Annotated in this window: 15 protein-coding genes; 5 read left to right on the top strand and 10 right to left on the bottom strand. The window is 69.7% G+C overall.

The window, feature by feature from the left end:
• The first annotated feature begins 513 nt into the window (after positions 1 to 513).
• Positions 514 to 1683, top strand: coding sequence for a YihY/virulence factor BrkB family protein (locus ACFWP5_RS07205; protein ID WP_384151574.1), 1170 nt, complete (start codon positions 514 to 516; stop codon positions 1681 to 1683).
• A 207-nt stretch (positions 1684 to 1890) separates the two neighbouring features.
• Here the strand turns inward: ACFWP5_RS07205 and ACFWP5_RS07200 are convergent, their stop codons facing one another.
• Complete coding sequence (locus ACFWP5_RS07200; RefSeq protein ID WP_384151571.1) at positions 1891 to 2733, bottom strand: NmrA family NAD(P)-binding protein; 843 nt, start codon at positions 2731 to 2733, stop codon at positions 1891 to 1893.
• Between the two features lie 81 nt (positions 2734 to 2814).
• On the opposite strand from ACFWP5_RS07200, the gene ACFWP5_RS07195 reads away from it, so the two are divergent.
• Both ACFWP5_RS07195 and ACFWP5_RS07190 read left to right on the top strand, forming a co-directional pair.
• Positions 2815 to 3750, top strand: a complete 936-nt coding sequence (locus ACFWP5_RS07195; protein ID WP_384151568.1) for an AraC family transcriptional regulator — start codon at positions 2815 to 2817, stop codon at positions 3748 to 3750.
• A gap of 10 nt (positions 3751 to 3760) precedes the next feature.
• On the top strand, positions 3761 to 4459 hold the full coding sequence (locus ACFWP5_RS07190) for a helix-turn-helix domain-containing protein (protein WP_384151565.1): 699 nt from the start codon (positions 3761 to 3763) through the stop codon (positions 4457 to 4459).
• Here the strand turns inward: ACFWP5_RS07190 and ACFWP5_RS07185 are convergent.
• Both ACFWP5_RS07185 and ACFWP5_RS07180 read right to left on the bottom strand, forming a co-directional pair.
• The gene (locus ACFWP5_RS07185; protein WP_384151562.1) at positions 4456 to 4854 is read right to left on the bottom strand and encodes a VOC family protein; all 399 of its coding nucleotides are present in this window, start codon (positions 4852 to 4854) and stop codon (positions 4456 to 4458) included. The two genes, ACFWP5_RS07190 and ACFWP5_RS07185, sit on opposite strands and share 4 nt — an antisense overlap.
• A gap of 120 nt (positions 4855 to 4974) precedes the next feature.
• On the bottom strand, positions 4975 to 5607 hold the full coding sequence (locus ACFWP5_RS07180) for a VOC family protein (protein ID WP_384151559.1): 633 nt from the start codon (positions 5605 to 5607) through the stop codon (positions 4975 to 4977).
• A gap of 84 nt (positions 5608 to 5691) precedes the next feature.
• Between ACFWP5_RS07180 and ACFWP5_RS07175 the strand changes: the two genes are divergently transcribed.
• Together ACFWP5_RS07175 and ACFWP5_RS07170 are read left to right on the top strand one after the other, a co-directional pair.
• The gene (locus tag ACFWP5_RS07175; protein ID WP_384151556.1) at positions 5692 to 6333 is read left to right on the top strand and encodes a hypothetical protein; all 642 of its coding nucleotides are present in this window, start codon (positions 5692 to 5694) and stop codon (positions 6331 to 6333) included.
• 46 nt (positions 6334 to 6379) lie between these two features.
• Complete coding sequence (locus ACFWP5_RS07170) at positions 6380 to 7033, top strand: ThuA domain-containing protein (protein ID WP_384151554.1); 654 nt, start codon at positions 6380 to 6382, stop codon at positions 7031 to 7033.
• On the opposite strand, the gene ACFWP5_RS07165 is transcribed toward ACFWP5_RS07170, so the two are convergent.
• From ACFWP5_RS07165 to ACFWP5_RS07135, 7 genes are all read right to left on the bottom strand, one after another.
• Positions 7030 to 7200, bottom strand: coding sequence for a hypothetical protein (locus ACFWP5_RS07165; RefSeq protein WP_384151551.1), 171 nt, complete (start codon positions 7198 to 7200; stop codon positions 7030 to 7032). The genes ACFWP5_RS07170 and ACFWP5_RS07165 overlap by 4 nt on opposite strands.
• 38 nt (positions 7201 to 7238) lie before the next feature.
• Positions 7239 to 8282: a LacI family DNA-binding transcriptional regulator gene (locus ACFWP5_RS07160; protein WP_384151548.1), complete on the bottom strand. Its 1044-nt coding sequence runs from the start codon at positions 8280 to 8282 to the stop codon at positions 7239 to 7241.
• A gap of 204 nt (positions 8283 to 8486) precedes the next feature.
• Positions 8487 to 10085, bottom strand: coding sequence for a family 43 glycosylhydrolase (locus ACFWP5_RS07155; RefSeq protein WP_384151545.1), 1599 nt, complete (start codon positions 10083 to 10085; stop codon positions 8487 to 8489).
• On the bottom strand, positions 10082 to 10987 hold the full coding sequence (locus ACFWP5_RS07150; protein ID WP_384151542.1) for a carbohydrate ABC transporter permease: 906 nt from the start codon (positions 10985 to 10987) through the stop codon (positions 10082 to 10084). The genes ACFWP5_RS07155 and ACFWP5_RS07150 overlap by 4 nt, the downstream gene beginning before the upstream one ends.
• Entirely contained in the window at positions 10987 to 11871 is an 885-nt protein-coding gene (locus ACFWP5_RS07145) for a carbohydrate ABC transporter permease (RefSeq protein WP_384151539.1), read from the bottom strand. The genes ACFWP5_RS07150 and ACFWP5_RS07145 overlap by 1 nt, the downstream gene beginning before the upstream one ends.
• Positions 11872 to 11881: 10 nt before the next feature.
• Positions 11882 to 13213, bottom strand: coding sequence for an ABC transporter substrate-binding protein (locus ACFWP5_RS07140; RefSeq protein WP_384151535.1), 1332 nt, complete (start codon positions 13211 to 13213; stop codon positions 11882 to 11884).
• A gap of 179 nt (positions 13214 to 13392) precedes the next feature.
• Positions 13393 to 14484, bottom strand: coding sequence for a LacI family DNA-binding transcriptional regulator (locus ACFWP5_RS07135; RefSeq protein ID WP_384151532.1), 1092 nt, complete (start codon positions 14482 to 14484; stop codon positions 13393 to 13395).
• Positions 14485 to 14583: the final 99 nt, after the last annotated feature.

Here is a 14583-nt window from a genome sequence, read left to right as displayed (position 1 = left end):
GCTGATCGTTGTCTTTGAATTGTCAAAGACGAATACGGTGGAGTCGCGCCCGATGTTCACGGCAGGGGGAAATTAAAAAGCACGCGAAACGGGTGGGGTAAATGGGAATTCGTGAGATTGGAGTTCCCTATTGTGTGCCGAGTTTCCATACGGACGAGGCCCTGTTCCTGGGCCAATTGATTCCCCCGAGTCGTGTGCGCTGACGTCGTCCCAACGCGCGCAACGAATGCAGTCCGGATTATTTCTGGACATTCCGGAACGGGTCAAGGCTGTTTCGGTCAATGGCGCTTTTTCGTCTGCGCCGTCCGGGATGCGGGTCAACATGAATTGACGGCCGAAGGTCCCACCGGGACATTTTCCGAAACAACTGTCAAAGTTTCGAATGCGGCTTCGATTTTCGGTCTGATTATTTTCGGCCATCGCGAGCATGACACGACCGCCCCCGAGGACGTCCCGCCCGGCCGACGACCCCGGGGGACGAGTGCATCCCGGCGCGGCGGATACCTTTAGGGCGTGCAGTCAGCAAGTGAACCCCCCGAGCGGCCCACCAGCCGGTTCCACCGGGCGCGTGCCCTCTACCGGAACGTCTCCAAGCGCAGGACCGCCTGGCTGCTGGTCAAGGACACCGTCAACTCCTGCATGGAGTACCGCATCCTGGGCCTCGCGGCCGAGGCCGCGTTCTTCACGCTGCTGTCCGTGCCGCCGCTCCTGCTGAGCCTCATCGGCCTGCTGGGCTACGTCGACAGCTGGACCGGCGCCGACAGCATCGCCGGCCTGGAGAACAACATCCTGGAGGCGTCCCGCACGGTCCTGTCCGACAAGGGCGTGCACGAGATCGCCCAGCCGATCCTGCACGACGTGATGAAGGGCGGCCGGCCCGACGTCATCTCCATCGGCTTCCTGTTCGCCCTGTGGTCGGGCTCCCGCGCGGTCAACGTCTTCATCGACACCATCACCGTCATGTACGGCCTCGACGGCGTGCGCGGCCTCGTCAAGACCCGGATCGTGTCCTTCGCCCTGTTCGTCGCGGCCCTGCTGATCGGCTCGGTCGCGCTGCCGCTGATGGTGGCCGGGCCGGACGCCGTGGTGAACGTGGTGCCGTGGTCGGAGACGGTCGTACAGGTCCTGTACTGGCCGGTTGTCATCGTCCTGTCCGTCGTCTTCCTGACGACGCTGTACCACGTGTCCGTCCCCGTCCGCTCCCCGTGGATCGAGGACGTGCCCGGCGCCCTGGTCGCCCTCGCGATGTGGGTCCTCGGCAGCTACCTGCTGCGCATCTACCTCACCAGCACGGTCGAGGGCCCCACCATCTACGGCTCCCTCGCCGCGCCCGTCGCCGTCCTGCTGTGGATCGGCGTGTCCGCGTTCGCCGTGCTCGTCGGGGCCGCCGTCAACGCGGCCATCGACCGGGTCTGGCCGGCCGCCGCGACCGCCGCCGCCCGCGCCGCCAACGAACGCCGGCAGGACGAGCAGGTCGCCGAGTACGTCGCCAGAATGGCCGCGGTCCGCTCCCGGGACGGCGAGGACGACGACGACCCCGACGACTCCTACATGCCCTCAGAGTTCCCGGAACGCTGGTCCCGCTTCCTGCCCCCGGAGGACGTGACGTCCCGGCTGCGCACCCACGCCAAGAGCACCCACAACCACAAGGCAACCGGCGACTCTCAACCGCCGGACAAGTAAAACGCCCCCAGGGACGGGGCCTCTCGATCGCCAAACAGACGGGACCTCTCGATCGCCGCACAGTGAAGCGCGCCCCAAAGGGGCGCGGGGAACGGCGCGATCAGCCACGACGGACCCGCAGCCCGACGCACGGGCCTTCAGCGGGGAACGGGGCGACCAGCCACAACGAACCCGCAGCCAACGCACCGGTCTCCCCCCGGGGGGGGACTACGCCCCGACCTTCCAGACCCCCGCCGCCGCAGCCTCCCGCACGAACTCCGAGAAGTCACGCGGCTCCCGGCCCAGCACATCCTGAACCCCCTCGGAGAGATACGCGTTGCGCCCGTCGAGCAGCGACTCGAACAACTCCACCAGGAACTCGACCTCCTCGGCCGGCACCCCGAACCCCGCGAGATTCTCCCCGTACTGACGGGCCGACACCGCCCGGTACGTCAGCTCACGTCCCGTCACCGCGGCGATCTCCGCGACCGCCTCCCCGAACGTCAGCAACCGCGGCCCGGACACCGTGATCGCCTGCCCGACATACCGGTCACCGCCCGTCAGCGCCGCGACGACCACGTCCGCGATGTCCCGCACATCGACGAACGGTTCCCGTACATCACCACCGGGGAACACCAGTTCCCCACTCTCCCGCAGCCCCTCCACCAACGGCCCTTCACTGAAGTTCTGCGCGAACCACGACGCCCGTACGACCGTCCAGTCCGCCCCCGACCCCCGCAGCGCCTCCTCGGTCGGCCGCGCCCGCTCCTCACCCCGCGACGACAGCAGCACCAGCCGCCGTACGCCCAGCCCGACCGCTTCCTGCGCGAGCAGCCCCACCGCGAGGCCCGCGTCCGGCGCCCCGACGTCCGAGGGGTACACCAGGTACGCCGCGTCGGCGCCCCGCAACGTGTCCGCCCACGTCGACCGCTCCGCCCAGTCGAATCCCTGCGCCCGCGAGGCCGCCCGCACGGTCAGCCCCGCCGCCCGCGCGGCCTCCGCCACCCGGCGCCCGGTACGCCCCGAAGCACCCGTCACCACAATCGTCATGTTCCGCGCGTTCTGTGTCATGCCATCCAGTCAACGCCCGTGCGCGAGCACGGACCATCGCTGAACGGCTCATTCCCATAATCGCCCGTCTACGCTGGCCACATGGACGCCCTTGCAGGCCTTCTGGAGGGTCCACGCGCGCGTGGCGCCTTCATGATCCGCGCGTGCTTCGACCCGCCGTGGGCGGTACGCATCGAGGACCGCGCCCCGCTCACGGTCATGCTCATGGTCCGCGGCGACGCCTGGATCGCCCCGGACACGGGGGAGCGGATCCGGCTGCGGGCCGGCGACCTCGCCATCGCGCGCGGCCCCGACCCGTACACCTGCGGCGACACCCCGGACACCGCCCCGCAGGCGGTGATCCTGCCCGGCGGGGAGTGCCACTACCCCGACGGCAACCCGCTCAAGGGCTCCATGGACCTCGGCGTCCGCACCTGGGGTGACCGCCTGGACGGCTCCGCGGTCATGCTCATCGGCACCTACCTCATGCGCGGCGAGATCAACGGCCGCCTGCTGGACGCCCTCCCGCCGCTGCTCTCCCTCCCTTCCGAGGTCTGGGAGTGCCCGCTCACCCCGCTCCTCATGGAGGAGATCGTCCGCGACGAACCCGCCCAGGAGGTCGTCTTGGACCGTCTCCTCGACCTCCTGGTCATCGCCGCCCTGAGGGCCTGGTTCTCCCGCCCGGAGGCGGAGGCCCCAGCCTGGTACCGCGCCCTGGCGGACCCCGTCGTCGGCAGGGTCCTGCGCCTCCTCCAGGACGACCCGGCCCACCCCTGGACGGTCGCCTCCCTGGCCGCCAAAGCGGGCGTCTCCCGCGCGGCCCTGGCCCGCCGCTTCACCGACCTGGTCGGCGAACCCCCGATGTCCTACCTCACCGCCTGGCGCCTCGCCCTCACCGCGGACCGCCTCCGCGACACCGAGGACACCATCGGCGCGATCGCGAGGCAGGTCGGCTACGGCAGCGCGTTCGCCCTGTCCAGCGCCTTCAAACGGGTCTACGGCGTGAGCCCGCAGGAGCACCGGACGCGGTCGGCGTAGCCTTCTGAGTGTGTACGTGGAAAGGGCGTCCCGGCTGCCGGGCGCGGTGGTGTGGAGCCGAACGATCGAGGCCTCCACCGTCGGCCCGGTCCACCCCGTCCTCCCCGACGGCTGCATGGACCTCCTCTGGAACGAGGGCCGCCTGCTGGTCGCCGGCCCCGACACGCGCGCGTACGTCCCCGGGAACGCGCCCACCCATTGGGCGGGCATCCGCTTCGGCCCCGGCACCGCACCCACCTACCTGGGCGTCCCCGCACACGAACTCCGGGACCGCCGAGTCGACCTCACCGACCTGTGGCCCACCGCGACGGTACGACGCCTGCGCACCCGAATCGACAAGTCCCCCGACCCGGCCACCGCGTTGGAGGAACTGGCACTGCGACGCGCGACCGACACACCCCCACCGGATCCGCTCCTACGACACCTCGTGGCGGCCCTCGACACCGGCCGCCCCGTGGCCGCCACCGCCGACGAACTCGGCCTTGGCACCCGCCAGTTGCACCGCCGCTCCCTCACCGCGTTCGGCTACGGCCCCAAGACACTCGCCCGGGTGCTGCGCCTCCAGCGGGCCCTCGCACTGGCCCGCGCCGGAGTGCCGTTCGCGGAGACGGCGGCCCGGTCCGGTTACGCGGACCAGGCCCATCTCGCCCGGGACGTCAAGGAGTTGGCGGGGATGCCGCTGGGGGAACTGCTCGGCCGGGCCGGCTAGGCAGGCGTCAGCGGGGCGAAGAGATCCACACCGATGCCGTCGGGGTCGTGCACGACGGCGTACCGCTGGCCCCAGAAGGCGTCCCACGGCTTGAGTTCGCCGTGGTGCCCGGCGCCGGTCAACTCCTCGTAGACCCGGTCGACTTCGGCGGGGTCGTCGCAGAGCAGGGCGAGAGCGGCCCGACCACTGCCGCTGGGCGCCCGCCAACCCGGGTGGAACGAACGGACGGTGTCCTCCGTATCCAGCAACAGCCGCAGCCCACCGGGCAGTTGGGCTTCGGCGTGCGGCTGGCTCTCGGCATCCTCGGGGAACCCGAACCCGAGCCGACGGTAGAAGGCGACAGAGGCGGCCATGTCGGAGACGACCAGGCCGATCGCGTCGAATCGTGGAGTCATGGGTTCACGGTAGGCGGGACGGGTCGGCCGGTCTTGAAGGAATCGGACACGGCGGTCGTGTCGGGGCGGCTGCTCGGCGGAAGTTCACCGGTCCGCTCGGCGGAAGGTTCACCCGTCCGCTCAGTCGAAGGTCACCGGTCCGCTGGGCGTGTCCACAGTGAAGGTGAAACCCACCGGGCCCTCGGCCAGCGGCAGTTCCGCACCCACGGCCGACAGCAGCGGGTGGATCTCGTCCGGGACCGGGGCGGTCGCGGTCAGCTCCAGCAGAGGTGCGACTGGCAGGCCCGAGGCGGTCGGATGGGGCGAGGAACTCCAGTCGATGAGAAACGGCACCAGGCCGGAGGGATGCGCCGTGTCCCCATCGGTGAGCCGCCACTCCAGCAGCGTGCCGTCGGGTCGGCGACGGCTCATCGCCCGCACGGGTCCGGGGTCGTACCCCTGCGCCCGGGCCGCCGCGACCGCCGCGTCCAGGTCGGGAGGGGAGACCGCCCAGGTCACCGTCCGGGCGACGGCCAGCCCGTCGACACCGAAGGGACGCGGACCCGACGGCTCGGGCTGGTCCGGGTCCGGACCGATGATCTCCAGGTAACGGGAACCGCCGAGCGAGACAAGGTGGTTGCGGGTCCCGAGCCCGACATGGGCGCCGCCCGCGACCGGCGCGATGCCCGTGCGCTCGGTGAACTCGGCGACCGTGGCCGCCAGATCGGGGCTCGCGAGGACGAGATGGTCGAGGCGTGCGGGAAGGGCGTTCATCCCCACCGAGGCTACGCGGCGGGGCCGCGCCACAGGAGGGAGAAGTCCCTTAATTATGGAACACCTGTACGGCAGGATGGGTGCATGATCCGCACTGTGCGCGCCCTGCCGCTGCTGTTGCTCCCCGCGCTGCCCCTGCTGCTCGCCGGCTGCGGCTCGGAGCAGGCGGGCGCCGATGCCGGAACCCCCAGGGCTTCGCCCTCCCCTGCCACGTCCGCCGAAATCGCGTCCCGCGCAAGGCCGTTGGCCTTCGACCCCGCCCTCGTCTACGTCATCGACCCTCCCGGGTTCACTCTCGCCCAGCAGTCGGTCGGCGTATCGGACGTCGGTCTCTCCGTCGCGTACACGCAGCTGAAGACCGGTGCCGTGATCAACCTGCGGGTGGAACCGGGCACGATGACCGACGCGAACTGCGCGACGCAGGCGGCGTTCAGCGACCACATGACCTGCGTACGCGACGGGAACGCCTGGTACTACCGCACCGGCGGAGGAGAGATCGAGTACGTGCTGGCGCAGAAGGGCCACCTCGTACACGTCGACGCCGAACAGGGCAAGGTGACCCGCGCGGTCCTGCACAAGGCGGCCCAGTCGCTCCGCCGCCCCTACAAGAGCGAACTCCCGGTCATCCTCCCACCCGCCCGCACGGCCACCGCCCCCGTACAACGCGGCGACCTGCCCGCGAACGGGGACGGGGCGCCCAACAACGAGGTGGGGAACGGTGGTTGAGCACACGGCACAAAGGACGCCCGGTCCGTGAAATAGGCTCCGTCGCATGGCTGCCGCACCCAGACTCCTCGTCTGCACCCGCACCACCGCCTACCGCCACGACTCCATCCCGGCCGCGGTGACCGCCGTACGCACTCTCGGCCCCTTCGAGGTGGACGCCACCGAGGACCCGGCCGCCTTCGAACGCCCCCTGGACGACTACGCGGCCGTCGTCTTCCTCTCCACCAGCGGCGAGGTACTGACACCGACGGGCGGCGAACACCTCGCCGCCCACGTCGAGTCGGGCGGCGGCTTCGTCGGAGTCCACGCGGCTGCCTGCACGGAGTACGACTGGCAGTACTACGGCGACCTCCTGGGCGCCCGCTTCGACCGGCACCCCGCCTACCAGCCCGGCAACGCGCTGATCGAGGACCGCACCCACCCGGCCACCCGACACCTGCCCGCCGTATGGCGGTTCACGGACGAGTGGTACGACTTCCGCACCAGCCCGAGGAGTTCGGCGCACGTCCTGATCTCGGCCGACGAATCCTCGTACGAGGGCGGCCGGATGGGCGCCGACCACCCCCTGGCGTGGTGCCGCACCCAGGGCGCCGGCCGGGTCTTCTACACGGCCCTCGGCCACGCCTCGGAGGCCTACGAGGACCCGGACTTCCGCGCGCATCTGCTGGGCGGGATCAACTGGGCGGCGGGGCTGGGCTAGAGAGGATTCCAGGGCAGTCGCCGGATTGCCGGGATGCCGCCGGTCGCGAGCGGCCCGAAGAGCCGTAGTACATCCGCGAGGCCGATCCCGTGCGGCACCCGTCGCACCGTCTCCGCGTCGGGCTCGGCCACCGCCTCGCCCGTCACGTCGTACATGAACCGGGCCACGCGCCCACCACCGCCCGCGGTGACGCAGGGAAGCGTACCTACCCGCACGGCGACCCCGTGCTCCCTCGCGCCACCAACCGCGTCGACAGCTCCGTCCGCGTGCTCTCCGGACGGTCGCCGTCCATCATGCGGACCAGCAGCCGCAGAGCCGTGGCGGCCATCTCCGACAGCGGCTGCCGAATCGTAGTCAGCGCCGGGGTGACCCAGCGAGCCTCGGGAAGGTCGTCGAAGCCGACCACGCTGATGTCGTCCGGGACACTCAACCGCCGTTCCGCCAGGGCCTCGTAGACGCCGAGCGCCATGCGGTCGGAGCAGACGAAGACGGCCGTGGGTGGTTCGGGCAGGTCGAGGAGTTCGCGCATGCGGGCGCGGGCCATGGTCTGGTCGAAGCCGCCGTGGCGGAAGTACTCGGGGCGGCCGGGGACACCGGCGGCGGCGAGCGCGGAGCGGTAGCCGGCGACGCGGGCGCTGCTGCACATCTTGTGGCGGTGGCCCGCGATGACGGCGACGCGTTCGTGGCCCAGGGACAGCAGATGCTCGGTCGCCGTCACCCCGCCCTGCCAGTTGGCCGCGCCGACCGACACGACGCCCGGCGGCGGTTCGTGCACGGGGTCGATCATCACGAACGGGATGCGGTGCTGCTCGAGCCAGGAGTACTGGGACGGCGTCAACTCGGCCAGATTGAACAGGACTCCGGACGAACCCCGGCCAACCAGCTTGTCCAGCCAGCCCCGTTCGGGCCGGTCGGCCCGCGTCCGGGTCAGCCCGGCCGAGACCACCACCTCAAGACCGGCCTCGTACGCCGCCTCCTCCACCCCGTGCAGCACCGCCCCCGACCACGAACTCTCCAGCGCGTGGACCACCAGATCGACCATCCCCGGCGCCTTGCTCGCGTCGAACCTGGGCCTGCGCACATACCCGAGCCGCTCCAGCGCTTCCGTCACCCGCCGCCGCGTCTCCGGCGCCACGTCCTCCCGGCCGTTGACCACCTTGGACGCCGTCGGCACGGACACCCCCGCCTCCCGGGCCACGACCGCCAGAGTGGGCCCTGCCGTCACGCTCGCACTCCCCGTACGGACCATCGGGTACCGCCTCTCCAGCCCGCCCGAGGGCCATCGAAAGTTTCGACCAGCGCTGCTTCCCCGGCCCGACCACCAACCGTTCAGAAAGCGCTTCCTACGATAGGTGCGCGTCAACACGGCGGGAAGACCAGGGAATTCACGCGATCGCGCCGACCCGATCTTTCGAAACCCCGAACAGGGGAGAAAGCGTCACCTACGGGCGGGTCATCCCGGTGTGCATCTCAGCCGGAACCCGGAGAAGTCCGCCGTGAACGCGCCGTCGACCAGATCCCAGGCATGGATGCCCGCCATCGCACCGGTGAACCGCAGCCGCGACCCGTAGTCGTCGGACAGCCGACTGAAGTCCAGCACCGGCCCGACCGGCGTCCGTACCCCCTCCCGCAGACACCAGAACCGGGCATCGGCCCCCTCGACCGTCACCCCCAACGCCAGAGGAGCACGGACATCCACCTCTACGACGGCCACCTGCCGGGTGCCGTCCTCGTCCCGCTCCACAAGGCTCAGCACCGTTCGGCCAGCGCCCTGCCACTGCTGCCCCCGCTGCCCCTCACCCTCGGGCTCCGCCCAGGTCAGATGCAGGCTCAGATATGCCTCGGCGCCGTACCAGAGCACCAGCCCCGCCGCCTGCGTGAACGTCAACGGCCGTGCGTCGACCGTGACTTCGGCCTCCGCGTGATGTTCGGTGATCCGCTGGGCCAGCAGACTGTGCGCCCACCGCGACTCCGGCCCGTGCCGCCCGCGCAGCCGAATCCAGCCGGGGCGGGTGACGGTGTCGGCCCAGGACGGGTCCGGGTACGTACGCGGACTGCTCCACGGCCAGCCCAACGGACCGTCGGAATCCCGGACTTGGTCCAGCGGGGCGGCGTCGGTACGCGTCGGTACGTCCACCTCGACCGCCGGATGCCAGCCTCCCTGCCGCAGCCTCGGCCAGCCGTCCGCGTCCCACGTCACCGCCTGGATCGCGGTCTCCCGGCCCAGGGTGCAGCGCGGTCCGTCGAATGTCCGCACCGGACGCGCCGCCAGATGGCTCAACACCCAGTCTCCGCCCGGCAGTTGGACCAGTTCACCGTGTCCCGCCTTCTGCAACGGCACCGACGGGTCGTCCCGGGACGTCAGCAAGGGGCGGTCGTCGAGCTCGTACGGACCGGTGACCGTACGGCTGCGCGCCACCCGCACCCCGTGCTCGAACCCCGTGCCGCCCTCCGCGAGCAACAGGTAGTACCAGCCGCTCCGACGCACCAACTTCGGCCCCTCTATGAGCCGTTCGTGCTGGAGCAGCAGATGGGTCGCGCCGATCGGGGCGAGCGTGTCACGGTCCAGCTCCGTCGCGACGATGCCCGCGAAGCGGCGGCCACCGGGGCGACAGTCGTTCTGGAGGTTGAGCAGCCAGAGTCGGCCCTCGTCGTGGAACAGTGCAGGGTCGAAGCCGTGGCTCGCCACCCGCCGCGGGGCCGTCCACTTCCCGGCCAGGTCCGTCGCCGTCGTGATGTACGTGTCCAGGTCGAAGTACGGCGTGCCGACCGAGCGGACCACCGAGTACGTCAGCCAGAAACGCTCGCCGTCCCAGCTCAGCGAGGGTGCCCAGACGCCGCCCGAGTCGGGGACCCCGGCGAGGGAGTCGCCGGGGACCGCGCCCCGGACGTGGCCCGCGTACTGCCAGTCGGCCAGGTCCCGGGAGCGGTGGATCGGGATCGTGGGGAACCACTCGAAGGAACTGGTCGCCACGTAGTACCAGTCGCCGACCCCGACCATCGAGGGGTCGGGGGCGAAGCCGCGGACAACGGGGTTGTGCAGCAAGGTCACTTGAGGGCTCCCAGGGTGACCCCTGTACGCCAGTAGCGGCGCATCGCGACCATCATCACGGCCATCGGGACGATCGACAGGAGTGCGCCGGTGAGGACCAGGCTCGTGAGGTCGACGCCCGACTCCATGCGTTTTCCGGACCAGTTGTAGAGGCCGAGGTTGAGCGTCCAGTTCTCCTCGCCGCGCAGCACGGTCAGCGGGAGGAAGAAGGCGTTCCAGGTGTTCACGAACGCGAGCAGGAACACCGTGGCGCCGCCCGTCGTCATCATCCGCAGCACGATGCTGAAGAAGATCCGCAACTCGCCCGCGCCGTCCAGGCGTGCCGCCTCCAGGAGTTCGAACGGGACCGTGGCCTCCGTGTAGACCTTGGCGAGGTAGACGCTGAACGGGTTGATCAGGCAGGGGATCAGCATCGCCCAGGGAGTGTCGACCAGGCCGATCTTCGAGAACATCAGGTACAGCGGGAGCGTGAGCAACGCGATCGGGATCAGGAACGAGCCCACCACACACGCGAACACCGCACCGCGGCCCGGGAATTCGAAGCGCGCGAGGCCGTAGCCCGTCGCGAGCGCGATGAGCGTGCCGCCCAGGGAGCCGACTCCCGCGTACAGGAACGAGTTGGCGGTCCAGCGCAGGAAGATGCCGTTCTCGTAGGTGAAGACCTGACGCACGTTCGCCCACAGGTGCATGCCGGAGAACCACAGGCCGTTGCTCTGGTACAGGCCCGTGCGGTTCTTGGTCGCGGCGACGATCAGCCACCACACCGGGAACAGGCTGTAGGCGCTGGCCAGGACCAGACCGACGAGCAGGAAGCGCTGGCCGCCGCGTGAACGGGCCGCCGGATCGGGCTTGTTGAGGCGCCGGACCTGATGGGCGTTCCGGCGTTCTTCGGTGAGGGTCATCAGTCGGCCTCCTTCGCGGTGAGCCGGTAGAAGAGGAAGGAGGCGAGGCCGAGGATGAGCGCGAGGAGGACCGAAAGAGCCGCCGCGTAGTGGTAGTTGCCCGCGTTGAACGCCTGGTTGTAGATGATCATGATGGGCGTGAAGCTGTCGTTCACCGTCTGCGGGGTGACGTTCCGGAACAGCGCCGGCTCGTTGAAGATCTGCAGCATCTGGATGATCGAGAGCATCCCGGTCAGCACCAACGCCCCTCGTACGTAAGGGATTTTGATGCTCGTCGCGACCCGGAACTCGGAGGCGCCGTCCAGCCGCGCCGCCTCGAACAGGTCGCGGGGCACGCCCTGGAGCGCGGCGTAGATGATCACCATGTTGTAGCCGATGCCGTGCCAGGTCAGCAGGTTGCCGATGGACGGCCAGACCATCGAGGGCGCGAAGAAGTTCCAGGACAGCCCGAACAGCTTGCCCAGCGGCGTCAACGGGCCGACGTCCGGGCTGTAGAGGTTGATCCACACGATGGCCGCGACCACTCCGGGGATCATGTACGGCACGAGCAGCAGGATCCTGAACCGGCCCGCGGCCTTCGAGGACAGAGCGTCCAGGAACAGCGCCAGCAGCAGGCTGACGAGCAGCATCACCGGGATCTGTACGCACGCGAACAGCACCACGCGCAGCACCGAGTTCATGAACGCCGAGTCGGTCAGGCCCTGTTGGTAGTTGTCCAGGCCGGAGAACCGCTGCGTGGAGCCGCCGAGACCGAGCCCCGACTGGTGCTCCACGAACAGCGACTCGTAGACGGCGTACCCGATCGGTATCAAGTACAGGAACACGAAACCGAGTTGGAAGGGCACCGTGAACGCGGCGCCCTTCCAGCGCTGGGAGCGAATCATCGGCGCTGCCTCAGCCCTTGACGCTGATACCGCGGGACTTCAGGTCCTTGACCGTCCACTCCTGCATGTGCGCCAGCAGATCGGTGACCTTCTCCTGCTTGTTCATCACCTTCGCCCAGCCGGTCTGCAGCTCGGTGAACATCGCGGTCCAGTCGGGGCCGAACGCCCAGTCCGAGGTGACGGTGTTCAGGCTGTCGGTGACGATCTGCTTCGCGGGCTCGTAGTTCGTCCCGAGCAGCTTGTCGGAGATCGCCTCGTCGACGTACGCGTTGCTGTCGACCAGCGCCGGCATCACACCGTTGCCGGTGGTCGGGCTCGCCATCGTCTTCACCGCGCCCGTGTCGGTCGACATCCACAACGCGGCCTCGGCGGCCTGCTGTTGGTGCGCGCACTGCTTGGTGACCAGCGTGACGCCACCGCTCTGGTTGGTCCCGGCGGGCGTCTTCGCGGCCTCGCCCGGATAAGTCGGCCAGGGCGACAGCGCCCACTTGCCGTCGGACTTGGTGAAGTTCTGCACCATGCCCGCCATCTGCCAGGTGGAGATCTGCCGGGTCGCGGTGCCGCCGTTGTCGTAGTTGCGCTGTACGGCCGCGTAATCCGCGAAGGAGAGCGTGGAGTTGAGGTCGTTGTCGATGATGTCCTGGATCACCTGGGCCGCCTTGAGGCTGCCCGCGTCCTGGAAGTTCACCTTCCAGGAGTTGCCGTCGATGGCGTACCAGTGCGCCCCGGCCTGCATGGCCAGGACCTCCAGGGTGCTCGGGTCCTCACCGGCGTAGTTGGTGATCTTGATGCCGTGCTTCTTCAGGACCTTGCCCGCGGCGATGAACTCGTCCCAGGTCGTGGGCGCCTTCAGGCCGTACTTCTGGAAGACGTCGGTGCGGTAGATCGTGAACGCGGGGGCCGAACTGGTCGGCACGCCATACGACTTGCCCTGCACCTGTGCACTGGCCCACGAGCCCGCGTTGAACTTGGCCTTGTCCGCGGAGACGTACTGCGAGATGTCGGCGAGCGCGCCCTGCGAGACCCAGGTGGTCACGTACTCCGCCGTGTTCTGCACCAGGCAGGGCGCGTTGCCGGCCTTGACCGCGTTGGTCAGCTGCTTCTGCATCGTCAACTGGTCGGTGACCTTGGTGTACTTGAGCTTGATGTCCTTGTGCGAGGCGTTGAACGCCTTCACGACCGCGTCCTGTCCGTTGGCCCAGCCCCAGAAGGGGAGGGTGACCGGGCCGGAGGACGCCTTGTCTCCCGAGCCGGATCCGCCGCAGGCGGAGAGCAGACCCGTCAGCGCGAGGCCCGCGACGGCTGCACGAGCGAACCTTCTCCGGGGGCTGGTGAAGTTCATCAGACCGTGTTCCTTCGGAAGAGAAGAGGTAGAAACCGGTTGCTGTGAAGGTAGGCATCGGGGCCGGTTCGGAGCAAGAGGTGTGCAGCGACTTGTTTCGATCGCCCTGGACAGACCCGGTCCAGCCAGGGGATTCGAAGAGAAACCGGTTACGTAACGCCCTGGTTCCGTGTGCTGCGCTAATCCCGTCGGGTCGGCGGCCGTACCGAGTTCCGTACCACGACATGCGTGCCCAGGACCAGATGGTCGCCGTCGCTGCTTCTGCGTCGGCCCGTGCCGCCGCCTTCACGCCGGTCCGCCACCGCGCGCAGCGCGACCCGGCCCATCTCCTCGTACGGGACGTGCACGGTGGTGAGTTGGGGGGTGAGCTGGGAGGCCAGCGGGATGTCGTCGTAGCCGACGATCGACACGTCCTCGGGCACCCGCAGCCCCGCCGCGCGCAGCGCCTGCATGGCACCCGCGGCGACCACGTCGGTCCCCGCCAGCACCGCGGTGAAGTCCACGCCCTCCTTCAGGGTGTCCTCCACCGCCTCGTACCCGTGCTCGTAGTCGTACGGACCGTGCCGCACCATCCCCGGGTCGAACGGCACGCCGTACGCCTCGAAGGCCCGTTGCGCACCCCTCAACCGGCCCTGGGCGGTGGTGAGTTCGGCGTGTCCGGGCAGGACCAGGACCCGGCGGTGGCCCGCCGAGAGGAGGTGGCTGGCCATGGCGTAGGCGCCGCCCTCGTTGTCGTAGTCGACCGTCGTCGCCGGGACGTCGCCCTCCAGCGGCGGGCGGCCGACGAGCACGAGGTGCGAGCCCGCCGCGTCGAGGGAACGGGCGAAGCGGGCCATCCGCACCTGGTACTCGTCGAAGTCGTACGCGCCGCCCAGCAACACCACGGCGGCGACGCCCTGTTGGCGCATGAGGTTGACCAACGCGAGCTCGCGCTCCGGGTCGTCGCCGGTCGTGCCGACCAGGGAGAGCCAGCCGCGCAGTGTGGCAGCGCCCTCAACTCCCTTGGCCACATGGGCGAACGCGGCGCCGGTGATGTTGTTGATGAGGATGGCCACCGTGGGCGTACCGCCGCCGGCCAGGGAACGGGCGTGCGCGTTGGTGACGTAGTCCAGGTCGCCGACCACCTTCATCACCCGGCGGCGCAGCTCCTCCGACACCGGGTAGTTGCCGGACAGCACGCGCGAGACGCTCGCCACGGAGACGCCCGCGCGCTCCGCCACGTCCCGGATCGTCGCCCGGCCGACGTCGCCCGACGCCTTGCGCTGACTCACCGTAGCGACTCCTTCACCATGACCGCGTTCCCACCGGGCGCCCTGGGGCCTGCTCCCGCGCCGGTCCGGAAACCGTATCCCAAGGTCGTTCCCGGTGTG

Source organism: Streptomyces sp. NPDC058469 (assembly GCF_042721125.1).
Classification (GTDB): domain Bacteria; phylum Actinomycetota; class Actinomycetes; order Streptomycetales; family Streptomycetaceae; genus Streptomyces.
Note: the sequence above shows the minus strand (reverse complement) of the source record. Positions and strands in the feature narration are given on the sequence as shown.

Coding starts and splice junctions, on each gene's coding strand:
- ACFWP5_RS07200 (WP_384151571.1), bottom strand. CDS start 2,733: ATGACACAGAACGCGCGGAACATGACGATTGTGGTGACGGGTGCTTCG.
- ACFWP5_RS07195 (WP_384151568.1), top strand. CDS start 2,815: ATGGACGCCCTTGCAGGCCTTCTGGAGGGTCCACGCGCGCGTGGCGCC.
- ACFWP5_RS07185 (WP_384151562.1), bottom strand. CDS start 4,854: ATGACTCCACGATTCGACGCGATCGGCCTGGTCGTCTCCGACATGGCC.
- ACFWP5_RS07180 (WP_384151559.1), bottom strand. CDS start 5,607: ATGAACGCCCTTCCCGCACGCCTCGACCATCTCGTCCTCGCGAGCCCC.
- ACFWP5_RS07175 (WP_384151556.1), top strand. CDS start 5,692: ATGATCCGCACTGTGCGCGCCCTGCCGCTGCTGTTGCTCCCCGCGCTG.
- ACFWP5_RS07170 (WP_384151554.1), top strand. CDS start 6,380: ATGGCTGCCGCACCCAGACTCCTCGTCTGCACCCGCACCACCGCCTAC.
- ACFWP5_RS07160 (WP_384151548.1), bottom strand. CDS start 8,282: ATGGTCCGTACGGGGAGTGCGAGCGTGACGGCAGGGCCCACTCTGGCG.
- ACFWP5_RS07150 (WP_384151542.1), bottom strand. CDS start 10,987: ATGACCCTCACCGAAGAACGCCGGAACGCCCATCAGGTCCGGCGCCTC.
- ACFWP5_RS07145 (WP_384151539.1), bottom strand. CDS start 11,871: ATGATTCGCTCCCAGCGCTGGAAGGGCGCCGCGTTCACGGTGCCCTTC.
- ACFWP5_RS07140 (WP_384151535.1), bottom strand. CDS start 13,213: ATGAACTTCACCAGCCCCCGGAGAAGGTTCGCTCGTGCAGCCGTCGCG.